Origin of the sequence: Oceanobacillus manasiensis (genome assembly GCF_000724085.1) — a bacterium.
Classification (GTDB): domain Bacteria; phylum Bacillota; class Bacilli; order Bacillales; family Amphibacillaceae; genus Oceanobacillus_B; species Oceanobacillus_B manasiensis.
In genome coordinates, this window is sequence record NZ_CCDL010000001.1 from 1,360,643 (window position 1) to 1,384,034 (window position 23,392).

Sequence of the window (23,392 nt, forward strand, 5' to 3'; positions counted from 1 at the left end):
AGTGGATCAGGAGTAACCTGTTCCACTTAACAGCATGAGTGAGCGGATAATCACTTATCGCTTTTTTCCGCATGATTTATTTTTCCTCGTCTTCCCGATATTCCAAAATATCACCAGGCTGACATTCTAATGCTTTGCAAATTGCATCTAACGTCGTAAGTCGAATTGCTTTTGCCTTTCCGTTTTTTAGGATGGAAAGGTTAGCCATTGTAATTCCCACTCTCTCCGAAAGTTCAGTTACACTCATTTTTCTTTTTGCTAACATCACATCAACATTTATTATAATCGCCATAATATCACCTCAGACCGTTAAATCATTTTCTGATTTAATGTTAATTGCTTGCTGTAGAAGTCTTTTGAGAACGGCAGCAAAGACTGCAATTACCAAGGAAGCGCCACTAATGACCATGCCAATTAAGACAAGTCCCGGTGCGTCGTCCCATTGAGCTACTATAAAGACAAGGGGTAGCACAAGGATATATAATCCAGTAATCGTGATGGCACAATATTTAATTTTACTTAAAGCGACTACGGATAAATCAGAAAATGCGTTGTTCTGATCAATATAACGTAAAAGCTTGAAAGCCTGATACAATGCAAAATAAAATGGAATTGCGGAAAAATACATAACAGCTAAAATGCCAAGGACAATATAACCTAACTGCGCCCCATCACTTGCATGATCTATTGCCTCCAGCACAATTTTCGGTAAAAAAAAGACACATATTGCAAATATCGGTATCCCCATTAGAATTACTGCAATCTTTAAAAGAAGCGTTGAACCTTGCTTCATAATGAACACCTCACTAAATTTTGGTCTACTTGAATGTACCATATTATTTATCGCTTTACAATAAATAATTATTCTATTTTGATGTTAAATGATCTAGAAGGAGAATAGTGAGAGGTAGATGGGAAGCTAAAAATAGTAATGATAAATAATAAGGCTCGAGGAGAGATTAAGTGTAGTCGCTCAATGTATAATAATGCCCTTATTCATGCTAAAATAAAAAGTAGCATGAAAGATAAAGGAAGAGGTACGATGACAAAATCACAAATGAATCGCAAGGATCCGGAGTGGACGAGAAGCCGTATATTAAGTGTGGCAGAGCAGTTATTCATGGAAAAGGGCTACCGAGCTGTAACCACAAGAGAAATTGCAAAACAGTGTGAGATAACACAACCAGCTCTTTATTACCATTATTCAGATAAGCAATCACTATACATAGCAATGTTAGAGAGATTTGTTACCCAGATAAAAGAAAAATTACAAGAAGTTGACAATGGGACAATAGCGGAGCGTTTGGAAGGAATGTTAGAGGTATTATCTGCTGAACATCCTACAAGCATGATGATGATGGTACATGATATTTTAGTTGAATTTAAAGAGGAGAACCGCAAGCGCGTGTATAATTTATGGAAAGGAACGTACTTGGATCCTTTTATCGAAATTTTTGAAGAAGCGCAGGAAGCTGGGATGTTAAGAGAAACGATCCAGCCGGAAGATGCTGCTCGTTTTTGTTTGCTAACAATGGGTCAAACCATGTCGCACTGGAAGAATCAACCCAAGCCATTAACGGGGCAATACACCTTACTTGTAGATTTAATTTTGCATGGAACAACAAAGCCTTAATTTTACTACGCTCCTTAGGTTTGTGAATCCATTGTGGATTAGTAAAATGTTACCGGTAATTTATAACTAGATAAAGTTTGTACTTCCTAGTCAGACAATAGGTCTAAATTCCTGTTTTTAAAATGGAACCCCCATAAATCCATTCCGCCCCCAAATGGCGGTTTTTTTGTTGTATACTAATGATGATTTACAGCAGTAAAGTATGGAAAATTTACCAAGCTTTGAGCGGCGGTTTCTTTTTCATGCCGAGCTGACGGGACCAATTTAGTACATGACAGGAGGAAGCAAATGGAATATTGTAAGCATTGTGGTGGGGAAGTAGCACCAGACGCACGGTTTTGTAAGCATTGTGGAGAAACCTTATCAAACGAGGGGGCATCCAGTGAGCACACAAGCAATACATATTATAGTCAACAGGAGGGGCAAGAAGAGCCTGGGCAACATGACACGCAGCCATTGGAACAGGCAACAGCACCTAAGGGAAACGCAAACCGAAAGAAATTAAATAAGAAGACTAAAATCATGCTTTTTTCTTCTGCAGCACTCATTTTACTATTAATTGGAGCTTATGTTGTTGGTAATACAATGACATCACCAAAGCATGTGTTGAATGAATTTAGATCCGCAATTCAAGACGAAGATGCTGAAAAACTAGCAGCCTTATTAACTGCAGATAATGATGAGTTAGAGATCACAGAAGCGTCTGTTAAAGGGATGATTCAGCATTATCAATCGAAAACCAATGAATTTAAAGTCCTAATGAACCACTTGGAATACCAAGCAGGTGGCGAGGTGGACCAGTATGGAATGTACGCGCTGGATCTTCAAAAAGACGGGAAAAAGTTCCTATTATTTGATGACTATCAACTTATTGTGAATCCTGTTTATGTTGAAGTTGCGACGAATTATAAAGATACGGATATCATTGTCAACGATGAGGTTATTACCACAGCAGATTCAGAAAACTTCAGACAGGAGATCGGTCCCTTTTTACCTGGGGAACTTACGATAACGGCAGCACTGGATACAGGTTTCTTTAACCTGGAAAGGGATCAAACCGTAGTAGGTGAACCTAGTTTTCCGTCATATGTAGACCTTTATCTAGAAGGAGATAATGTTACATTTGATTTAATGATGAAAGGCTATGATGAGTTAAGTTCCGTTCAATTATTTGTAAATGGAGTAGATACAGGTATGGACTTAACAAAGGATGAACGAGTTGGTCCGTTGCTGACGGATGGTTCGATGCATGTCTCATTTGAAGCAGATTTCCCTTGGGGGACGGTACGAACAAATGACCAGCCGCTCACGGAAAGATACATGGAGTTTAACTTTGGTGATAGTGATGAGTTTAAGCAGCAGATTCAGGATGTGTTAATGACTTATAATGAGGAATTTGGGGAAGTTTATTCAACTGCTAATCCTGATTCCTTAACCACAGCTGTACCAGATTTAAAGGAGCGGATTGTAGAGGAAGCAGCATATAACCTGGAAAATGATATTGTGTACAGTGGAGCTTTTCATGGTATGGATTTTTATCAAGATTCCTTCGAGTTAGAAAAATCTTATGAGGGATTCTGGGAATTAACAGTGGATACGATCACTTACTATGAGGAAGCGATGTATGAAAAAGGCTCCGAGACGGAGATGGAACAAATAGACGATGAGACACGTTACCACTTAGCGTATGATCAACAGCAAGAGATATGGATAGTTAGAGGAATAGATACTGCAGGAGCGATGGAGGAAGATCGCATGGAGCGGCTTACCGTAGAAGAACCTGTCTTTCATACCTCTGAGACAGGAAAAGAAGAGGAATAAGTTGACGATACTTCCGTGCTGGGCGTGGAAGTATCGTCTTTTACTTGTCTTTAATGATGGCGGTGGAAAGGATGCCACCAAGATAGGCAGCTATTCCACCAAGGGCTATGAAAACGATATTTTTATAGGGAAAGTCAGGTAGAAGAAATAAAAATGCTGATAGGATGAGCATAACAAACACAGCAGTAAAGAAAACTTGCTTGGCATTTAATTGTTTTTGCATGGTGTTGTCCTCCTTGTTTTGTGTGAGTGGGGTGTTTTGTTAGAGAAGGATGGGAGTTATAAATGATGAAAGAATATCCTTGTAAAGGAGGAAGATTAGGAATTGTTGATCTTGCGAAGTTTTTTCTCATGCTGGGCACTTTTGCTGGAAAGAAAGTCAACCGTTTCCTGTGTTTCCAATTCAACACGCATGCCATCTATTCTAGAGGGTCAAACCGTTCATCCATTCGAGCTTCAAGTCCGCTTTTCATGTCACCCATATGATTTTCCAGCTCAGTAAATCTTTTGTTGTTTTCTTCGGAATAGAGTTTAAGTGCCTTCAGAATCTCGTTTAATTCATGCTATTCCACCTTATTTCACCTCTATTATAAACTACCGATCTTTGCTTTTAAAGAGAAAATTATGTGCTCGTTTCTTTTCAAGAAAAGGCGAGAGCAGCGTCTGAGAGGGGGAAATGTCGGACGAGAGCGAACGCCCATCGTATGAGCGCGCGCATCCAACTCTATCAAATCCGTCCAGAGTACCCCCACTTCAAGCTTGCTAAGTGGCGGGGTGAATGGACTTTTTTTATTTTCTGGCGAAAGCAAAGACTTTTTAATTTGTTTTTGGTAATATTATCTTACAAACATACATTCGTATTGGGAGGTGGGAGCTATGGCTACAACAGAAAAACAGTACAAAACACATCAAATTTTAATTAAAAAAGGTCATCGCATGTTCAATTATTGTGAACAAGCCACTTCTAATGCAAAGAATATGTATAACACTGCTAATTTTTATATTCGTCAGGCTTACACAGCGTTGAAAAGCGATAAAGAACTTCAACCTCTTCAACACGAAGTGCTGGAAAATATCCAAGAACACTTACCTAAAATGAATGATGTGCAGCTAGCTGCTTATCTTCGAAAAGTAGAAAAAGAGAAGGCGAAACCAAAAGAAAAACGAAAAGAGTTGAAATGTAATCTTTTCGAAGGTCCAACTCAAGAAAAACCTTTTGTTGATTACAATTTTTTGGATGCTTTGTTCAAATCCATGGTTCAGAATGATTACCGTTCTTTGCCAACACAATCGGCTCAAGCAGTCATGAAGAACGTTTTTCAGAACTGGAAGTCGTTTTTTAGTAGTCTGAAAGACTATAAAAAGAACCCTTCTAAATACAAAGGCCGACCAAGAATTCCAAACTACTCCCGGGCCAAGCAAAAAGAAGTGGTTTTTAGCAATCAAGATTGCGTTGTGAAAGACCAACGTTTCTTAAAGTTTCCTAAAACCAAGGATCGTTTGAATATTGGCAAGTTAGGACTTACCGAAGGTAAGTTAAAACAGGTCCGAGTTATCCCTCGACACGGCCATTACGTTGTGGAAGTGATAAAGGAAGCACAGCCTAAGAACGAACCTAAAGCAGACAACAATAAGTACATGGCCATCGATTTGGGAATTGATAATTTAGCAACCATTATTACAAACACAGGTCATCGACCTGTTTTGTTAAAGGGCAAAAATATCAAATCCATTAATCAATTGTACAATAAAAAAAGAGCTCATTTATATGGCGTCCTGCGCCAAGGTAAGGGAGCGAAAGAGGGCTCTTTCTCTTCAAATGCCCTCACAGGGCTGTACCAGAAACGCCAACGAAAAATAAAGGATTTGTTCCACAAGGCGAGCCGTAATATCGTTAACCTTGCACTCCGAGAGGATGTATCAACCATTGTCATTGGACTGAACAAGCAATGGAAACAGGAAACAAATATGTCCAAAAGGAACAATCAATCCTTCACCAGCATTCCGCACGGAATGTTATTAAATATGGTCGAATATAAGGCTGCAGAACACGGTATTAATGTTGAAATACGCGAAGAGTCCTACACCTCAAAAGCGAGTTTCTTGGATAACGATGTTATCCCAACATATGGAAAGAAAACAAAGGACAAACCTGTGTTTTCGGGGAAACGCATCAAGCGAGGTTTGTACCGTTCTTCGAACGGAACACTACTAAACGCAGATGTAAACGGAGCCTGCAATATTTTAAGAAAAGCATTTCCAAATGCACTTGCAAATGGAATAGAGGGGTTGGATGGTAGTCAGCCCATCAATGTGTCAACTCCACTTTCGTTAATCGTTCGCTAAGTTCGACACGAAAGAAACCCCCACTTCAAATTTTCGTTAGGAAATTAAGTGGCGGGAGTATTCATTTCTTATTACCTGGCTCTTCTTTAAATCCGTATTTAATAAAAACGATTAAATCTCTAACGACTCCGATGTCTTTCAATATTATAAAGATGACAAGGAGGATCGGACCTATGAATACTCCAACCATTCCAAATAGCTGTAAGCCAACAAATAAGGAAATCAAGACTGCTAAAGCATCAAGGTTCATACTAGAGGAGATGATCTTCGGCTCAATTGCCTGGCGAACTGCTGCTGTAACACCATATAAGATGGCAAGTCCGACGCCCATTCCAATATCTCCGGTGAAAATCATATATAGTGCCCAAGGTCCTAATATGGTCCCAGAACCTAAATAAGGTAGAATTTCAGCAATCCCTACTACGATAGAGATAGCCAAGGTATGCTCTGCGCCAAGGATAAGTAGGCCGATAAACACAATGATGGACGCTACAAACATTAGTAAAAGTTGTGCACGGATTAAGCCCCAAACACGATACCTCAAAATATTTCGGAAGAGTTTTGCCCTTTCCCAGACACTTTTCGGCAATTTGTTATGTACCTTCCGTGTGAATTTCTCCCAATCCTTTCCGATAAAGTAAAAACCGATAAAAACGAAAAGAAAGGCGAGCAGAAAGGATGGAACCATGACGAAAAGCTGCGTAAGTGCGTTAACTAACCCCGTTCCGACCTCGGTAATGGAGGAAGCGACGCGTGTCCCCATCGAGGAGATGCTCTCCTGGAGTGCTGCTTGCTGTTCGTTTGAAAAGACATCCATTAACTCATCCATTCTTTGCCATATGGGAAGGATGGAATTGTTAAAAAAGTCTTGCGCATGTCCTGCTGTACTTTGAACCCACTCAGGCAATATTTTTGAGAGGCTCTTCACACCCCAAATAATTAAGAAGACCAAGCCTGTTATCGCACCACCAATTACAGCTAAACTGAATAGCAACACAACCAAGACTGCCAGCGAATTTGGTAGGCGAATTTTTGATCGAATAAGCCTTACAAGCGGATAAAACATCCATACAAGCAGGGCAGCGAACCAAAAAGGATAGGAAATTTTAAATGTCCAGGCGACAATCCAACAAATGGCCAGGACGGAAATAATAACAATGATAAATCTTGCGACGATGAGAGCTTGGTTTTTGGTCATAATTATTCCTCCATCTACTTTACAAACTACACGTGAGCTTTCTATCATCATACCAAAAAATGCCTAAAGAAAGAATTACTATTGTAATCTAGCTTTGTTAAAACGAAACGTACATATATATGGTAGAATAATTTCTGTAAAAACTAGAAATAGGTGTGATACATGTATTTTAAAGACAATTTAAAAATGATCAATCCAGCATCCGGAACCATTGTAATGGCATTGGGGATTTTCCTCTTTTCTGTTATAGAAACCTTCCAAATACCACGTGTCATGCAATTAATACTGGTCACTGCGTTTCTAGTGCTTGGGTTCGTTATTTACGCCATGTTAACCCTGCAAATTTTTCGTAAAGGTTTTCTGTTACCATTTATAAAAAACCCAGTGAATTCTTTTATAGTGGGATCCTGGATTGCGGGAATCTCCATCATATGTGATGTGATAATAAAGTATTTCCCTAATTTTCCTTTTTTTACGCAAGCTATCGTGATAATTAACAGTGTAGCATGGGGAATTTTTGTCATTCTATGTCTGTACCAGTTCATACAGCTTTTCAAGAACCATCAAACCTATACGATTCATGGAGTTATCTTGCTATCAGCCGTTGCAACACAATCTATCGTCATCTCCTGGTTCCAGGCTTTTGATATTGTTTCAAAAGGATTAGCGACGCTCTTCATCATAGTTGGGGTGAGTTTTTACATGATAGGAGTTGTGTTAATTGGGTTACGTTACACAAGCCAGAAGTGGGACCTTGTTGATGACTGGACAAATACGAATTGCATTTTACATGGTGCTTTGTCTATAACAGGACTCGCCTTGGTTTATGCACAGATTTTATCTGGCTTCGTTATGGTTGTGTTTTGGATTGCTGTTTCTACTATTCTACTAATAGTAGAAGGGATAGAAATTGTAAGAGCGGTAACGAGAGTTAAGAAATATGGTTGGAAAAAGGGCATATTCACTTATAACATCAGCCAATGGTCGAGGAATTTTACCTTTGGTATGTTTTATGCGTTTACTTTGGCTATGCATAGTGCTTTTCCAGATAGCCCAATATATAGCTTTCAACATGCATTTATGCAAGGATGGATGTGGATTGTTCTAGCCTTGCTGGTATTGGAAATAGCTTTGTGGATTAGCTCCACTTTTCAAAGGGGAAAAAGGGGTCTAAAGGAGAATTGAAATGGAAAAAGAAATCGTTAGTGAGTGTGCAAACTGTGGAAAAGTTGTCTACTGTCACGGTGGATTTTTAGAAGGAGTGCAAGAAGGGAAAGAACTATTCTGCTTTGCCTGTTATGAAATGAAAAAAAGTTGACCTCTGAGCAAGAGGTCAACTTTTGATTTAGTTGCCTAGAAACGGGAGTCAGCTTTGTGCTTCTTAGGCTGTAATATCTGCAGCTGGCCCGAAGATTTCAAAGTGAATTGCTTCATCTGCAACGTCCATTTTTTTCAGTGCATGGTACATGCCACGCATAAATCCTTTTGGTCCACAGAAATAAAACGCGGAATCCGTTGTAGGGATAATGCTTCTTAGCCATTCCTCATCTATACGACCATGTTTGTCACAAGAAACAGGATCCTGTGGATTATCGTATATGAAGTAATGTGTCACATTATTATGCGTGCTAGCTAATGTCTCGACTTGTTCTCTCATCGCATGATGCTTGCTTGATTGTGCTGCATGGATGAAAATGACCTCGCGCTCTGGCTGTTCTTTTACAGCTGTCTCGAGCATGCTCATTAGTGGTGTTAAACCGACACCACCACTAATAAGAACAAGTGGTTTTTGATCCTTTTGTAATGTGAAATCACCTGATGGCGCGGTTATTGGAATAATGTCACCAGCGCGAACTTGCGTGTGCAAGAACGTTGATACAACACCTGCTGGAAGGTTATCAAAAGCATCTTCCCGTTTAACACTAATGCGATAATAGTCATTGCCCGGTGCGGTGGACAAACTGTATTGACGCAAGTGGTCGTATGGATCATTTTCGATTTGTGCCTTTACGGTAACATACTGACCAGGCTCATAGGATTGGATTGGTAATCCGTCTGCTGGTTTTAGATAAAAGGATGTAATGACATCGCTTTCCACAACTTTTTTCTCTACGATAAAATCACGGAATCCCAGCCAACCACCAGGGGTTTGCTCGGTTTGGTCATACATCTCTTTTTCCACTGAAATGAAAACATCCGCTATGACACCATATGCTTTGCCCCATGCTTCTATAATGTCGTCTGTTGCAGCATCACCGAGTACTTCTTTGATAGCTAGCAATAAATATTTCCCCACAATTGGGTACTGCTCTGGCTTAATGTTTAAACTTCTATGTTTATGTGCGATTTGCTTTACATGCGGAAGGATTTCTTCCAAACGGTCAATGTTCGCCGCCGCAGCATACACCGTATTGGCTAAAGCCTTTGGCTGGTCCCCTTTTCGTTGATTTGTTTGGTTAAAAACATTTTTTAATTCAGGATGTTCTTCAAGCAATCTTGAATAGAAGTGTTTGGTAATACTTTCTCCATGTTCCGCTAATACAGGTACTGTTGATTTAATAATGTCCATCGTTTTTTGATCTAATAATTGTGTTTGAGTTGTCATAAAAATTCGCTCCTTATTAAAAGGTGTATTTTGAATACATCTTTATTGTAGAACGCTCCACTGTCTTTTACAATGGGGTTTAGGCAGAAGTATGTTACAATAATGTGAAAAGATGAACAAGAGGTGTGCTTGCCATGAATTTAAAAAAATACACGGATTATTCCTTGCGTGTCTTAATTTTTACTGGATTAAAACATGGCGAGGAACGTGCTAGAATAAAAGAAATTTCCGATGTCTACAACATTTCACAAGAGCATGTGCGAAAGGTCGTGCATGATCTAGTGAAACGTGGCCTTGTAGAATCCACCAGGGGTAGAGGTGGCGGGATTAGACTGGCCAAGCCAGCAAATGAAATCAATATTGGCATGTTGGTACGTGAGTTGGAACAAGACTTTGTGCTACTAGAATGCTTTGATCAAGGTGTAAATCACTGTGTGATTTCCCCTGGCTGTAGTTTGAAGCATATTATTAATAAAGCACTCGGCGCCTTTTTTAAAGTGCTGGAAGAATACACGCTTGAGGACCTGATTCATAATGAGGAAGAATTGAAGACATTGATGGGTATGGACACAGGTGATAGAAAGCAGTAATTGCATGATTGGTCGTGTTCGGGGGTAAGGCTGAAAGATTGCCTAGGCAGCAAATATCTTGGTAGAAGCGGCAGATGAAGTAGGGAGATTGGCAGATATCGGAGCAATCTACTTGCCCTACAGCAGTTGCAACGGTAAAATTTACCTAGTCAGACAAAACATATATAGTTAAATAGCATCAATAGGGGGAACGGAATATGAAAGCATTAGTTTATTATGGTACAAAGAATGCCAAGGTAGAAGAAATTTCTACACCAGAAGTAACACGAGGCACAGTAAAAGTAAAAGTGGAATATGCGGGTATTTGTGGTACAGATTTACATGAATACATGCACAAATCTTTTGTTACAGCTGACAAAATGATTTTAGGCCACGAGTTTACTGGGGAAGTAGTGGAAACTGGAGAAGGTGTAACTAGATTCAAATTAGGTGATCGTGTAGCAGTGGAACCAATTTGGGGATGCGGAGAATGTGCATCCTGTAAAAAAGGAAATTACAATACGTGCCCTAACATGGAATCTTACGGTATCCATGAAGATGGCGGGTTTGCTGAATACATAGTTGTTAAAGAAGAAAACGTATTTGTCCTTCCAGAGAGTCTTAGCTATGAGCTTGCAGCATTAGTTGAACCGACAGCTGTTGTGCTACATGCAGTGCGTAACAGTGAATTTAGAGTAGGGGACAAAGTTGCGGTATTTGGCGCAGGTCCAATTGGCTTGTTGTTATCTGAAACATTACGTGCAGCTGGTGCGAGCAAGATTTTTGTGGTGGAAGTAAATGAAAAACGCCGCGAGCTTGCGAAGGAAATGGGAGCTGACGTGGTAATCGATCCTTCTAAGGAAGATGCTGTGAAGATCATCCAAGAGATGACAAATGGCGGAGTTGATGTTGCTTACGATGCAGCAGGTATTGAGGTAACATTCAATAGCGCATTGGATTGCACAAAACCGAATGGAGAGTTTATGGTCGTAAGTGTTTTCTCTAAACCGGTTTCCTATCATCCTGCAACTCAATTAGTTACGGAAAAGAAAATTACAGCTTCTTTAGGATATAATCATATCTTTGGTGAAGTGATTGATCTTCTGGCGAAGGGCTCGATCAATGCTGGTCCTGTTATCACAAATAAAATTAAACTAGATGACATTATTGAAGAAGGCTTTGATAAATTAATTGAAGATAAGTCTGAATGTAAAATATTGGTAAGCCCTAAGTAAATATTAATAAAAAGTACACGTTGCCTTAAACATAAGGTAATGTGTACTTTTTGTATTGGGAGTGCAATAGGACGTTTCGATAAAAATTGTCTTGTGAAAAAGGAAATGTTGCGCTCTTATTTAGAATAATAGAATGATTAGACACAGATTATAAATACTGTTACACTTTAGTTTAATCATTATTCTGATAATTGTAAGTGAGAGTTAAGAGGAGATAGGAGGAGGTCCAGATAATGAAAAACGTTCTAATATTTATTGTTGGTTTATTGATGGGAGTGCTTCTACTACCCATGATACTAGAATGGCTAGGGTTGCCATCTGGTGGCGAGTTGCTGGAGAGAGTTCTCGGTGAGCCGAATGCTGTCACGATTCCGATTGTCATTGTCTCCATGATTCTATTATTTTATTTAATTATCCGGGGTTTATTTAAGCAAGCTAAAAAAGAAAAATGACGAAGGAGACAGCAGTCATCCCATCGTCATTAATCTAGCAAATTCGTTAAGAACCCATTACTATTTGTGCGGTCAAAAACGTAATCAATCCCGTAGTGTGAAGCAACGCCCATAATGATAGTCCAGGCGACAATACTGATGGTCATCCAGAAGGAAATTTGCCTTTTTGTACCACCGAAACTCATAGCAAGCACGGCACCTAAATGGCTACCAGTGATAAATGGTGCAACTAACGCAAGACCTGGCAGGCCGTATTTTTTCCATACGAAGGCTGCACGCCTTTGCTTTTTCTCCGAATTTCCCTTTCCCTTCTTTTCTTTGCGTCTTTCTAACCAGCGTTTCGTCTGATCTGTAAGCGCAATTAAGATAAGAATGGTTGCCATATTTCCAGCAAATGCTACGAGTGTAACAGGGATTGCCTGTAATCCGGCTGCTATGCCAATTGGAATAACTACAACCACTTCAAAAAAAGGTGTGGCACCTAATAAAAAAACCACAATATATGCTAAATATGTATTCATTTCTTCGCTCCTTTCTTTATTTCATCTAAAGACACAAACTGAGTTTACTAGAGCAATACTCTCTAGGATGCCGTAATTGTAAGTATAACAGTAAGCAAGTTATGGGTGCGACAATTATGCTAGAAGGCTTTACTCCACTCGGACAGTCTGATGAAGAGCTAGAGATTTTTGCAGGAGGATGAGCCAGCGGAATAAGTGTAGGATGAGCATACTCACTGATAAAGCATGAACTCCGCCTAACGTCGCACTCCTCATACTTGAAAGACATAAGCAACATAGGATGAATTTGGAAATTGATGTTGTATTCTGTCTAGTTTTGTAGGTATAATAGAGGAGAGTTTTTGTAGATGCCGGGATATTATCACGAAGGAAAAGAAAAGGAAGAGAAGGGGTACGAGAATGAGAAGATCTGAGCGCAAGAAGCCGAGGAGATTGTGGCTGAAAATACCTTTAATTGTTATATTGTTGCTTGTACTGGGAGTAGGCGTTTATGCATTTTCGCTATATAATAATGCGAAAAATACAGTGAATGATAAGATGAATGAGCAGGTAGACTCGATTGATACTGCTGTCACCAAGAAGAAGGTGAAAGATTTAGAGCCTTTAAATATTTTGCTAATGGGTGTGGATGCAAGGGGAGCAGACAAAGGGCGTTCTGATGCTCTTATGGTTTTGTCACTTGATCCTGACTCAGATCGCATGCAATTAATTAGTATTCCACGTGATACACGTACAACCATTGTTGGCAGAGGTACGGAAGACAAGATTAACCATGCATACGCATTTGGCGGACCGGACATGTCGGTAGCAACTGTAGAAAACTTCCTGGACATTGAGTTGGATTATTTTGTCCGCATGAACATGGAGGGGCTTGAAGAGTTAGTTGATGAACTAGGAACCATTACAGTGAATAATGAAATTGCCTGGAATGATGGAAAATATAATTTCACAGTAGGACCTGAAGAGATGGACGGCGCTAAAACGATGGCTTATGTACGGATGAGAAAGCAGGATAATGCTGGAGACTTTGGGCGTACGAAGCGTCAACGTCAAGTAATTCAAGGAATTGTAGATAGAGGAGCTTCGGTTGGCTCTGTTAATAAAATTGGTGGCGTGATAGATGTGCTTGGCAATAATATGGCGACAAACCTTGACTTCGAGGATATGAAGAACCTATTTTCTAATTACCGAAATGTCCGTAAAAACGTCGATAACTACATGTTAGAAGGCAGTGGGACCACTATTGATGGCATTTATTACTATCTAGTGCCAGATGAAGAAATACAGAAAGTTCATTCCATGATTGCAGATATTAAATCATAAATGATAATAAGCAGCACGTTCCTTATTGGGAGCGTGCTGTTTTTTTGTGTAAACTTTTACTTCCTTATGAGAAATAAGCATATAAACATTGATAACTGTAAAAATGCATACCAATTATTTGTTAATTGGTATGCATGGTTAGGTAGTAATAATATGGTAAATGATAACCTACCCGTTTAAATAGACGTTTTACGTGCCAAGCCCTGTTTCCAATTGGTATACCATTTTTCCATGGTGTGAGGAATGGTGGTGCCTACCTCAATGAGTGCCTCTTTGAAAAGCGTATATTGTCTTTCTGCTAATTTATTTTTTCCAGTGAGTGCATAAAGCTTAATTAATTGGTAGTTGGCAATTTCATCATCTGGGTGCTTATCGCAAAGCCGTCGATACCAGTCCTCTGCTCGTGAAGTATCCCCTTGGTCATGGTAGTGTGCGGCAAGCAGTTGGGCTGTTTCTATCCATTCTTGCTCCAGCCTTACGCGTTCACCTTCTGCCCACAGATAACCATAATCCTCTAAATAGCCCCCTTGATACAAGGCCATACTCTCTTCAGCCTGAGAAATGGTCCCTTCGTCTATTGCGGAAAGGCTATTCAACCTGCGCTCCCATTCATATAAATCGATAAACGTATTGGAAAGGATAAGCATATATCCGCCCTGCACACTTTTCAGAGTAAGGTATGATTTAAAATTAGATAGTGTTTTTCTTATATGATAAATCGTCGTGTAAAGCTGAGAAAATGCCTTTTCTTGATCAATTTCAGCCCATAATAATTCGGTTAACTCATCCTTGCTTACCGTTCTTCCTCGGTTGTGAAGTAGGTAGAGAAACAGTTCTCTTGCCCGTAACGTTCGCCACGTAATGAGCTCGGCTTCCTTGTTTGTCAGATGGAATACTAATTCTTTGCTTACATTTATGTGAAGTTTTGTTGTTTCTTCAGTGATGTCCTGTTGTTTTGCTTTTACTTTTGCTTCGGCGCGCTCGATGGTTTTCTTTAAGCGATCTATTTGCACGGGCTTTAAGAGATAGTCCAGTGCATGGACTTCAAAGGCCTGCACAGCATATTGGTTAAAGGCGGTTACGAAAATAATTTCTAGGCTGGGATTGATTTCTAATAGTTGTTCCGCTAACTGAAAGCCATTTCGCTCAGGCATTTCAATATCCATAAACACAATGTCCGCTTCTTTTATCACATCGGTACTGGTGGAAGAATCGAAAAAGGTGAACGTCTCTACTATATGTATGTTGCTTACCTTTTGAAGCTGCCGCTTAAGAAAGCCTAATGCAAGTGGTTCATCATCGACTAGAACTGCTTTCATCATTGTTTTTCCCTGCCTTCTATTCAAACGTTTTCCGAACATTTCCTATATATCTAGCATAGCCATTTTTTCTATCTTGGTAAAGGGGTTACAGGATAATTTGGTAATTATTTCCCGTTGTAAAGAAAAAGTATAGGTTATTATGAAAAGCTGGTGCAAAAAAATCCACCGAACTGATACCTTCTAATTTTTTACCCACTTAAATAGCACGATGAGAATGGGCTTTGTTGTGGATACGAGTTGCAAAGTAAATCAGCTCGAATAAAAAAGTACCAATCGTCATGAAATGAAATCGACGATTGGTACTTTTAAATTTAAGCTTAGTTTAATTCTCTTTTCCTGCGGTAAATTGCTAGGACCATTCCAATGATTAACAATCCAACTCCAAATGCAAGTATGTTAAATGTATTTGTCGCTGTATCAGGTAATTTATTTCTTGCAGTTTCGGAATCTGTAGTTCCTGATTTTCCTTTTGAAGGAGCTTCTGGTTTGTCGTTGGAGTCAGTTGGCGAATTTGCTAAATCACCTTTATCTCCTACATCTTTTACAGCAGATAACGTATTTGTGATGTCATAACCGTTAATTGTAGTGTTATAGCCGTCTACAGTATTTTCTGTTATGGTGTATTCTATTTCGACACCAGCTTCGTATTTCGGTAAGTTTGTAAAGCTGTATTTCCAGTCATCTGCTTCTATTACCTTAACAGATTGGACGGTTTTACCATTTGCTAAGAGATTTACTGTAATTGAATCTGGCCGCGTGCCGTCTTGATTATTCGCATCATCCCATGTCTTGGTGCCAGCTATTTCTATTGCTTCTGGTGTATGAGCATTGGTAAGGATGATATTACCGTGGTCCTCATCATGTACAGTTACTTCATAGCCTTCTGGTACCTCAATTTCTTCCACTGAGTAGTCGATTGCTACACCGTCAGCTTTTTCAGGAAGCCCATTCCATGTGTGTGTCCAATTGGTAGATTCATCAAGCTTAACAGGTTTTTGTCCTTCTATTGCTTCACCATCTGCAAGCAGTTGAACTTGAACACTTTCTGGACGAATGCCATCCTGGTTGTTTCCATCATCCCAACCTTTAGTCACTGTTACACTTGTTTCTCCTGGTGTGTGCGTATTAGTAATCACACTTTCTATTCCTTCCTCTGTTTCAGTTTTCTCAATTGATGTTGAGTATTCTGTAACAGAGTTTTCTGTGACACTATAGTTGATCTCAATCCCGTTTTCGTATTTCGGCAGGTCAGGGAAAGTATGCTGCCATTCATTATCCTCGCTGAGTGTTGCTTCATCGATAATAGCGCCTCTGTTATTCAACAAGTTGACTGTTACAGATTCTGGGCGTACACCGTCCTGATTATTAGCATCATCCCAAACTTTTGAAACAACCAGTTCTGTCAGCTCTGGTGTATAAGAATTTGTGATATTATAACCATCAACTTGCTTTTCGTAACCTTCTACTGCTGCTTCATCAACTGTATAAACAATTTCTTCACCAGCTGCATATTTCGGAAGCTCTGTGAAAGTATATTCCCAACTATCTTTCGCAGTCACTGTCTCAGAATCAACTTGCTCACCATTTGCAAGAAGGTTTACTGTAATAGCTTCTGGACGGATGCCATCTTGGTTGTCGGCATCATCCCAGATTTTATTTACTGCTACTTCAGTAAGTTCTGGTTCATGAGTATTTGTGATGACAAGATTTCCATGATTTTCATTATTAATGCTAACTTCATAGCCTTCAGGTATCTCAATTTCATCTATTGAATACTCAATAGCGACACCAGCTTCATTTAAAGGCAAGCCGTTCCATGTGTATGTCCAGTCGTTCTCTACATTAAGTTCAACTGTATCTCCCGTTGCTTCACCGTTTGCTAGCAATTGAACTTCAATACTATCTGGACGAATACCATCTTGGTTATTCGCATCATCCCAAGCTTTTGTGACAGTCGCACTTGTTTCTCCTGGTGTGTATTCATTCGTAATAATAAACCCATGTTCATTTTCTTCATCTGCTTCAATAGAAGTAGAGTATTCTGTTACTGTATATTCAGTAACACGATATTTGATTTCATTTCCATTATCGTACTTCGGTAAATCTTCGAATGTTATTTTCCAGTCGTTTTCAACTTCTAAAATTGCCTGTCTTACAATTTCACCATTATCCTTTAACAGATTTACTGTAACATTATCTGGACGAACACGATCTCGGTCTTCACCATCATCCCAGACTTTCGTAACAGGTATATCTATTAACTCTGGCGTATGCGTATTTGTAATAATAATGTTTCCATGATTTGCATTATTAATAGATGATGTGTAACCTTCAGGAACATTTACTTCTTTCACTGAGTAATCAATCTCTTCTCCGTCAGCATATAGATCTAGACCATTCCAAGTATGTGTCCAATTATTATCTTTTGATAAATTAATAGTTTCTCCTACTGGTTCACCATCAGCTGTTAATTGAACTTCAATACTCTCTGGACGGATGCCATCTTGGTTGTTTTCATCATTCCAACCTTTTGTTACGGACACACTTGTTTCTTTAGGTGTATAAGAATTGGTAACGACAAATCCATTTTCCACTTCCTGGTTCTTTTCAACTGTTGTGGAGTAATCTAAAACTGTGTCCTCTTGTACAGCGTAATTTATTTCTTCACCATTCTCGTACTTCGGTAAGTCCTTGAAAGTGTATTGCCATTTATTGCCATCTTGCTCTTGGACTACTACTGACTTCACAATTTTTCCACTATCATTAAGTAAGTGAAGCTTAATGTGTGAAGGCCGTTTTCCGTCTTGGTTATCAGCGTCGTCCCATATTTTTGTAACAGGAACTTCAGTCAATTCAGGTGTATAGCTGTTAGTTATAATGATATTTCCGTGATCTGTATCATTAATTGTAACAGTGTACTCATCATTAACATTACGTTCTTTTACTGTGTACTTGATTTGTTCACCATCAGCATTCTCATCTAATCCAGACCACGTATATGTCCAATCATCTTTAGCTGTTAGGGTTATTTTTTCACCTTGGGCTTCACCATTAGCTATTAATTGAACTTCAATACTAGTCGGGCGATTACCGTCCTGGTTGTTTGCATCTTTCCAAGATTTTGTAACAGTAACGCTTGTTTCATCTGGTGTATGTGTATTTGTGACAACATAACCATTTTCTGCTTCTGGATCCTCTTCAACTGAAGTACTGTATTCCGGAACATTGTTCTCCGTAATTGTGTATTTAATCTTTTCTCCGTTTTCATATACAGGAAGATCTGTAAACGTATGCTCCCAGTTTCCTTCCTCGTCTACAACAGCTGTTTTATCAATTTCACCGTCAGCTAGTAAATTAATTTGTACATTTTTTGGACGGACTCCATCTTGATTATCGTTGTCATCCCAAGCTTTTGTTACTGATATTTCTGTTACTTCTGGTTCAAAAGAGTTAGTAATTACTAAATTTCCATGGTCTTTATTATTAACACTAACTTCATATTCCTCAGGAACATTCAGCTCTTCAACCGTATAGTTGATTGCTTCTCCACCAGATTTCAGGTCAAGGCCTTCCCATGTGTATGTCCAGTTATCTATTGCTGTAACATCTACTGGATCACCATGACGTTCGCCATTTGCAAACAATTGCACTGAAATAGTTGCTGGACGGTTGCCGTCTTGGTTATTTCCGTCTTTCCAAACTTTCGTTACGGTTGCAGTTGTTTCTTCAGGTGTGTAGGAGTTCGTTACAACACTGTTTAAACCGTTATCTGTATTAGTAGTTTCAATCGTTGGTGAATAGTTCTCTACAGTATCTTCTGTTACGCTGTATTGAATTTCTTCACCATCAGCAAATTTTGGCAAATCACTGAAAGTATGTTTCCAATCATTGCTTTTATTCAATACTGCTTCTTTCACAACCTCACTACCATTCAGTAGGTTAACTGTAATGTTATTCGGACGAACACCATCTTGGTTGTTTTCATCATCCCATACTTTGGAAACTGAAACTTCAATCGTCTCCGGTGCATGCGTGTTCGTGATGATAACATTGCTGTCGTCCACTTCTGTTGTTGGCTTATATTCTTCAGGTACATCAACTTCTTGGACAGTATAGTTAATTAAATCCCCGTTTGAGTGATGCTTAGCTAAATCTGACCAAGTATGTGTCCAATTATTATTCTCTGATAAAGTGACAGTTTCACCGACAGATCCACTATCAGTTGTTAATTGAACATCAATGGAATTAGGTCGGATACCATCTTGATCATTTGCGTCATCCCACTTTTTTGTCACGGAGATGTCTGTTTTCTTTATCGTGTTTGTAAACTCAGCCTCATAAACATGTTCTGCAGTACCATATGGTTCAGTTATATCAATCTCTTGCACTTCTCCATCGATGATATAGCCAGTAGGTGCCTGAACTTCTTGTAGGTAATATGTTCTAAGTGGCAAGTTGCCAATTAGGATTTCACCATTTTCACCCGTTTGAAACTGGTCGCCAAATTGTACGCGTTCGCCGTTCAAATCATAATACAACTCAAACGTGGCAGCGTTATTTTGAATAGCTTCTCCAGTTTCAGAATCATTTTTAACAATCTTTAATGCTCCACGATTTACATTAAACTCTCCATCTACCCAACTGAATTGTTCAGCAGTGAGTTCTTCAGATATTACAGTTTTGTTTTCAATGTTTTCACCACTCAAAATGACTTCGTTGTTCACTGTATCTCCATCTTCTGCTGAAACTACCGTTGTATAGTTTAGAGTCAACGCCTGGTTTAATGTTTCATTAAATTCAATTGAAAGAACCGTTTCACCATCTTCTGTTTTTGTATTCGATAGGATGTAATCTTTGCCTTCACTTAATGTGTTACCATCTCTTGTTGAAATTTCAAGTGTGCCTTGAACATATTCTAATCCAGCACTAATGATATCTGTTATTTTTGCATCATCGATAATGGATAAGCTATCGTTCACTTCAACTTGCCAATTTACCTCATCACCAATATAGACATCAGAACCCTCTTGCCCAATCGTTGATTTATCTAAGAAGTGATTATGTTTTACATAGCTCACTGTTCCAGTATATGGATATTTCTTTTCTCCAACTTCAACTGTCGCTCCGTTAGTATATTTTTCCTGTGAAATATCCGGTACAGTTGTTAAAAATTCTACTACATATCTGTCAGATACTTCTTCATTAAATGATAATGTGAATTGGTCACCGTCTACTACAAGATTATATGCAGCTGAATCTAAAACACTATCAGTAATTGTCGTTTTACCATCAGCACTTACATCATAAATAGATACTTTGATACTATCCTCATCGATCGTGCCAGCATACTTTAAAGTGTCGGTGATTTGTACATCGCTACCTAAGTTTTGTTGTTGATAGTTCGTGTAGAGTTGCCAAGCAATTTTTCTTTCTGAACCACTTTGCCAACCATTCACTAAATTGCCTTCACTGTTTTCGTGGACGAGTTGCCCTTCTTTCTTACCACTGTTCCATGAATCTTCTCTTACAGTAGTTTTGGCCTCTTTGTTAACATTGATTTCATTTCCATTTACTGTTGTACCAGTATATGTTGCACGGTTTACATAAACTCTTTGCTCCTCTTCTGAATTCACATGGGGATCTAATGTATTACCATTAACTTCAAATTGAGGATCATAAGAAGTTGTATATTCAACCACTAAATATCCGCCGTCTAACGGTAAGAACTCTTCATTAAGTTCAATGATAAAACCTTTTTGATAACCTGTTGAACCATCTTCAGTCCTCGGCTTTAAAGTAAAATCTTCTCCTTCTGTTAGAAGACCATTTTTGGAATGACTAACCACCACAGTTGAAGGGTCTAGAATCATACCTTTATTTGGGAAAGTATCTTCTATCGTAAGAGATTCTATCGCTTCTCTCATCGGATCAACTTTAAGGCTCCAATCCATCGTTCTTTCACTATAATTAATACCTTTAAAATCTTTGTAGAAACCATTGCCCCGAGGACTTATTTCATGACCAGTGTCATGGTCACCATCACCAATGCCGTCCCCGCCTATTCCAACAGTGTTACTGAATTTATTAACATCAAAATCTTCAATCCCTGTTGTGTACTTTATCGTTATATGCTGTGTCCCAATATCACCAAGATCGATAACAACCTCTTGTTTACCGTCATCTTGTTCAGTCACCTTAATATCCTCAGCTTCGAAATCTTCTCCATCATGGTTAGTGATTTCAATGTCTTCTTCTGAAATACTCAGTCCTTCTGGAATTAAGTCTGTGATGACAATATTTCCAAGTGGATGCTTCGCTCTGTTTACATCAATTGTCCAACTTAATGTCTTGTTTTCATAGTCAACATTAGAAGTACCCGATTTTTCTAAAAGTGGGTCTCGACTAAATTTAACAGAAGCATCATCTTCAGCTAGTTCTTTTTTGCCATCATTTAATGTGGCAACGTTTGTAAAACTATTATCAATTTGATATTCACCATCATTAACCTGTTCATAATCAATATCTGTACTGAAATTGATTACATAATGTTCATTTGCAGCTGTTTCTCCAAGATTAAGTGGGAAATCATTTGTATCAAGTGTGAAATTTTCATCCTTAGAACCATCAACAAATTTTTCAACTGTAAATGTCTCCCCATCTATAGTCAAACCTTTTGGTAACACATCCTCTATGATGGTATTTCCGATGTTAAAACCATTCTCATTAGCCACAATCGTCCAGTCAATTTGACCTGTTTCTTTATTATATTCACCAGACTTTTCAACTGGGTTACTAGCTGTCAGTTTGGATACAGTTGCATCTGCAGGTAAATCAGACTCGCCATTAAAGAATGTTGCGTTATTTGTAAATTCTGTTTGATCCCTATCATCAACAGACGTAGTATATTGTACGCGGTAGCCATGATAAGGCTCTAAATTATCAAACGCTATATCGAATGTGTTATCCGTAACATCTACTGGGATTTCAACTGTTTCTCCTGTAATTTTGTCACCATGCAATCCAGTTGATAATTCTGTTATAACGAAATTCTCAGGTGAACCTAAGCCCGCTGGTAAAATATCTGATAATGTCGCATCAGATACTGGTTCACCACTGTTGTTCATTACATCGATAGTCCACGTAATCTCACTTGCGTTGTGGCTTTGGTCCGGATGCCCCTCTTTTGTAACACCTTCTGCATTATTATAGGGCTTAGCCACAACATTCATCTCTCTGTTAGTTGAGTCATTGAAATGGATCAGTTGTTCAATGTTTTCTTCAAACTTTTGTAAATTAAAGTTTAAATTTAAACCAACTATCCCGTTGGAAACATCACCATCTTCAATATTGTCGTTAAATTTAAATACTAACTCACCATTTTGAATACTGTAAGTACCTACTGTGATACCACTCGTAACAAGAGGTATTTCAGGTGTCGTAACCTGTACAAAAGTTTCAGGTAACTGCATGGAAGCAGTATCTCCACTCTTAACACCAAGCCCCTCAGTATTCCAAGAAAATTCAATTTCTACTTGTGTCCCATCACTAATGTCGATAATTGAACCATCTTCAATGTCATTACCGTTATGAGTCAATCTTTTAAAAGTAAATATATTCTCTGGTAATTCCGCGAAAGTATCTATCGTTCTCTGTTTATCTTCATCTTTAACTACTGACTGATCTTCAGGTTTTTCTTCATCGTTAGAACTGTTATCATCTGCTTTGTCATCAGTCGCTTCATCTGGTTCAGTAGTATTCTCTTTAGATGTATCTTCCTTTGCAGCATCTACATCTTCTTCCGTATTCCCTTTAGATTTTTCATCAGCTTCGGTAGCTTTATCTCCGAGATCTTCAACTACCACAGTAGCTGCTACTTCAAAAGTGCCATTTGCCTCTGGGTTATTCACAACGGAATCATTAATCAAAACAGTCACTTTACCATCCGTTGTTATTTTGTAAGTACCCACATCGGCTTCTGCATCACCTAAAGTACCCGATTGTTCATCTGAAACACTTAATTCAGATGGAAGAATAATGGATTCTGTACTTCCCTCCTTAACATCAATGCCATCAATTGACCAATCAACGTGCACGTTCACTGCTGATTCTTCAACTGCTTCATCTAGTTCTATTGTTTTGCCTTCTTCATCTGTAAACGATATACCAGTGAAAATGCTTTGCTCAGAACCTTCTGCACTAATTTGTGAAGGTAAAATGAGACTACTGGAAATCGTCTGAAAGACTAGCATGAAAATAAATAGAACACTTAGTCTTTTGTTCAATTAAACTACTCCTTCCGAAAAAAATATTTGGATAGTCTTATCCGTATCCAAGAATTCAGTATATATGGCCCAACTCTACAATTTA

At 38.8% G+C, this 23,392-nt stretch carries 17 protein-coding genes; 9 read left to right on the top strand and 8 right to left on the bottom strand.

The features are described 5' to 3' along the window. Positions 1-76: 76 nt before the first annotated feature. Together BN985_RS06795 and BN985_RS06800 are read right to left on the bottom strand one after the other, a co-directional pair. Entirely contained in the window at positions 77-292 is a 216-nt protein-coding gene (locus BN985_RS06795; RefSeq protein WP_042222015.1) for a helix-turn-helix domain-containing protein, read from the bottom strand. A 9-nt stretch (positions 293-301) separates the two neighbouring features. Next, positions 302-793, bottom strand: coding sequence for a DUF2975 domain-containing protein (locus tag BN985_RS06800; RefSeq protein ID WP_042222018.1), 492 nt, complete (start codon positions 791-793; stop codon positions 302-304). Positions 794-1,042: 249 nt separating this feature from the next. Here BN985_RS06800 and BN985_RS06805 point away from each other — a divergent pair, with 249 nt between their 5' ends. Continuing rightward, positions 1,043-1,633 (top strand): TetR/AcrR family transcriptional regulator, encoded by a 591-nt coding sequence (locus BN985_RS06805; RefSeq protein ID WP_156960088.1) that lies wholly within the window; start codon positions 1,043-1,045, stop codon positions 1,631-1,633. Between the two features lie 288 nt (positions 1,634-1,921). After that, the gene (locus tag BN985_RS06810) at positions 1,922-3,454 is read left to right on the top strand and encodes a zinc ribbon domain-containing protein (RefSeq protein ID WP_042222020.1); all 1,533 of its coding nucleotides are present in this window, start codon (positions 1,922-1,924) and stop codon (positions 3,452-3,454) included. A gap of 40 nt (positions 3,455-3,494) precedes the next feature. Here BN985_RS06810 and BN985_RS06815 read toward each other — a convergent pair whose 3' ends face one another. Continuing rightward, positions 3,495-3,677: a hypothetical protein gene (locus BN985_RS06815; RefSeq protein ID WP_042222022.1), complete on the bottom strand. Its 183-nt coding sequence runs from the start codon at positions 3,675-3,677 to the stop codon at positions 3,495-3,497. Between the two features lie 653 nt (positions 3,678-4,330). Between BN985_RS06815 and BN985_RS06825 the strand changes: the two genes are divergently transcribed. After that, on the top strand, positions 4,331-5,800 hold the full coding sequence (locus tag BN985_RS06825; protein ID WP_042222027.1) for an RNA-guided endonuclease InsQ/TnpB family protein: 1,470 nt from the start codon (positions 4,331-4,333) through the stop codon (positions 5,798-5,800). Positions 5,801-5,861: 61 nt separating this feature from the next. On the opposite strand, the gene ytvI is transcribed toward BN985_RS06825, so the two are convergent. Next, a complete protein-coding gene (gene ytvI / locus BN985_RS06830) occupies positions 5,862-6,998 on the bottom strand; it encodes a sporulation integral membrane protein YtvI (protein ID WP_042222029.1) in 1,137 nt (378 codons plus the stop codon). Between the two features lie 162 nt (positions 6,999-7,160). On the opposite strand from ytvI, the gene BN985_RS06835 reads away from it, so the two are divergent. Both BN985_RS06835 and BN985_RS19485 read left to right on the top strand, forming a co-directional pair. Then, the gene (locus BN985_RS06835; protein ID WP_042222031.1) at positions 7,161-8,183 is read left to right on the top strand and encodes a TDT family transporter; all 1,023 of its coding nucleotides are present in this window, start codon (positions 7,161-7,163) and stop codon (positions 8,181-8,183) included. Position 8,184: 1 nt separating this feature from the next. Then, positions 8,185-8,316, top strand: a complete 132-nt coding sequence (locus tag BN985_RS19485; protein ID WP_269635264.1) for a hypothetical protein — start codon at positions 8,185-8,187, stop codon at positions 8,314-8,316. Positions 8,317-8,379: 63 nt separating this feature from the next. On the opposite strand, the gene hmpA is transcribed toward BN985_RS19485, so the two are convergent. Beyond that, positions 8,380-9,603: an NO-inducible flavohemoprotein gene (gene hmpA / locus BN985_RS06840; protein WP_042222033.1), complete on the bottom strand. Its 1,224-nt coding sequence runs from the start codon at positions 9,601-9,603 to the stop codon at positions 8,380-8,382. A 134-nt stretch (positions 9,604-9,737) separates the two neighbouring features. On the opposite strand from hmpA, the gene BN985_RS06845 reads away from it, so the two are divergent. The 3 genes from BN985_RS06845 (at position 9,738) to BN985_RS06855 (ending at position 11,859) form a co-directional block, all read left to right on the top strand. Further along, entirely contained in the window at positions 9,738-10,193 is a 456-nt protein-coding gene (locus BN985_RS06845; protein WP_042222035.1) for an RrF2 family transcriptional regulator, read from the top strand. A 197-nt stretch (positions 10,194-10,390) separates the two neighbouring features. Beyond that, positions 10,391-11,407, top strand: coding sequence for a 2,3-butanediol dehydrogenase (locus tag BN985_RS06850; protein ID WP_042222036.1), 1,017 nt, complete (start codon positions 10,391-10,393; stop codon positions 11,405-11,407). A 233-nt stretch (positions 11,408-11,640) separates the two neighbouring features. Then, entirely contained in the window at positions 11,641-11,859 is a 219-nt protein-coding gene (locus tag BN985_RS06855; RefSeq protein ID WP_042222038.1) for a hypothetical protein, read from the top strand. Between the two features lie 29 nt (positions 11,860-11,888). On the opposite strand, the gene BN985_RS06860 is transcribed toward BN985_RS06855, so the two are convergent. Then, positions 11,889-12,380: a small multi-drug export protein gene (locus BN985_RS06860; RefSeq protein ID WP_042222040.1), complete on the bottom strand. Its 492-nt coding sequence runs from the start codon at positions 12,378-12,380 to the stop codon at positions 11,889-11,891. A gap of 399 nt (positions 12,381-12,779) precedes the next feature. On the opposite strand from BN985_RS06860, the gene BN985_RS06865 reads away from it, so the two are divergent. Continuing rightward, entirely contained in the window at positions 12,780-13,703 is a 924-nt protein-coding gene (locus tag BN985_RS06865) for an LCP family glycopolymer transferase (protein WP_042222041.1), read from the top strand. Positions 13,704-13,879: 176 nt separating this feature from the next. On the opposite strand, the gene BN985_RS06870 is transcribed toward BN985_RS06865, so the two are convergent. Together BN985_RS06870 and BN985_RS06875 are read right to left on the bottom strand one after the other, a co-directional pair. After that, a complete protein-coding gene (locus BN985_RS06870; protein WP_052360630.1) occupies positions 13,880-15,025 on the bottom strand; it encodes a response regulator in 1,146 nt (381 codons plus the stop codon). 317 nt (positions 15,026-15,342) lie between these two features. Beyond that, positions 15,343-23,307 (bottom strand): Cna B-type domain-containing protein, encoded by a 7,965-nt coding sequence (locus BN985_RS06875; protein ID WP_052360631.1) that lies wholly within the window; start codon positions 23,305-23,307, stop codon positions 15,343-15,345. Between the last annotated feature and the right edge of the window lie 85 nt (positions 23,308-23,392).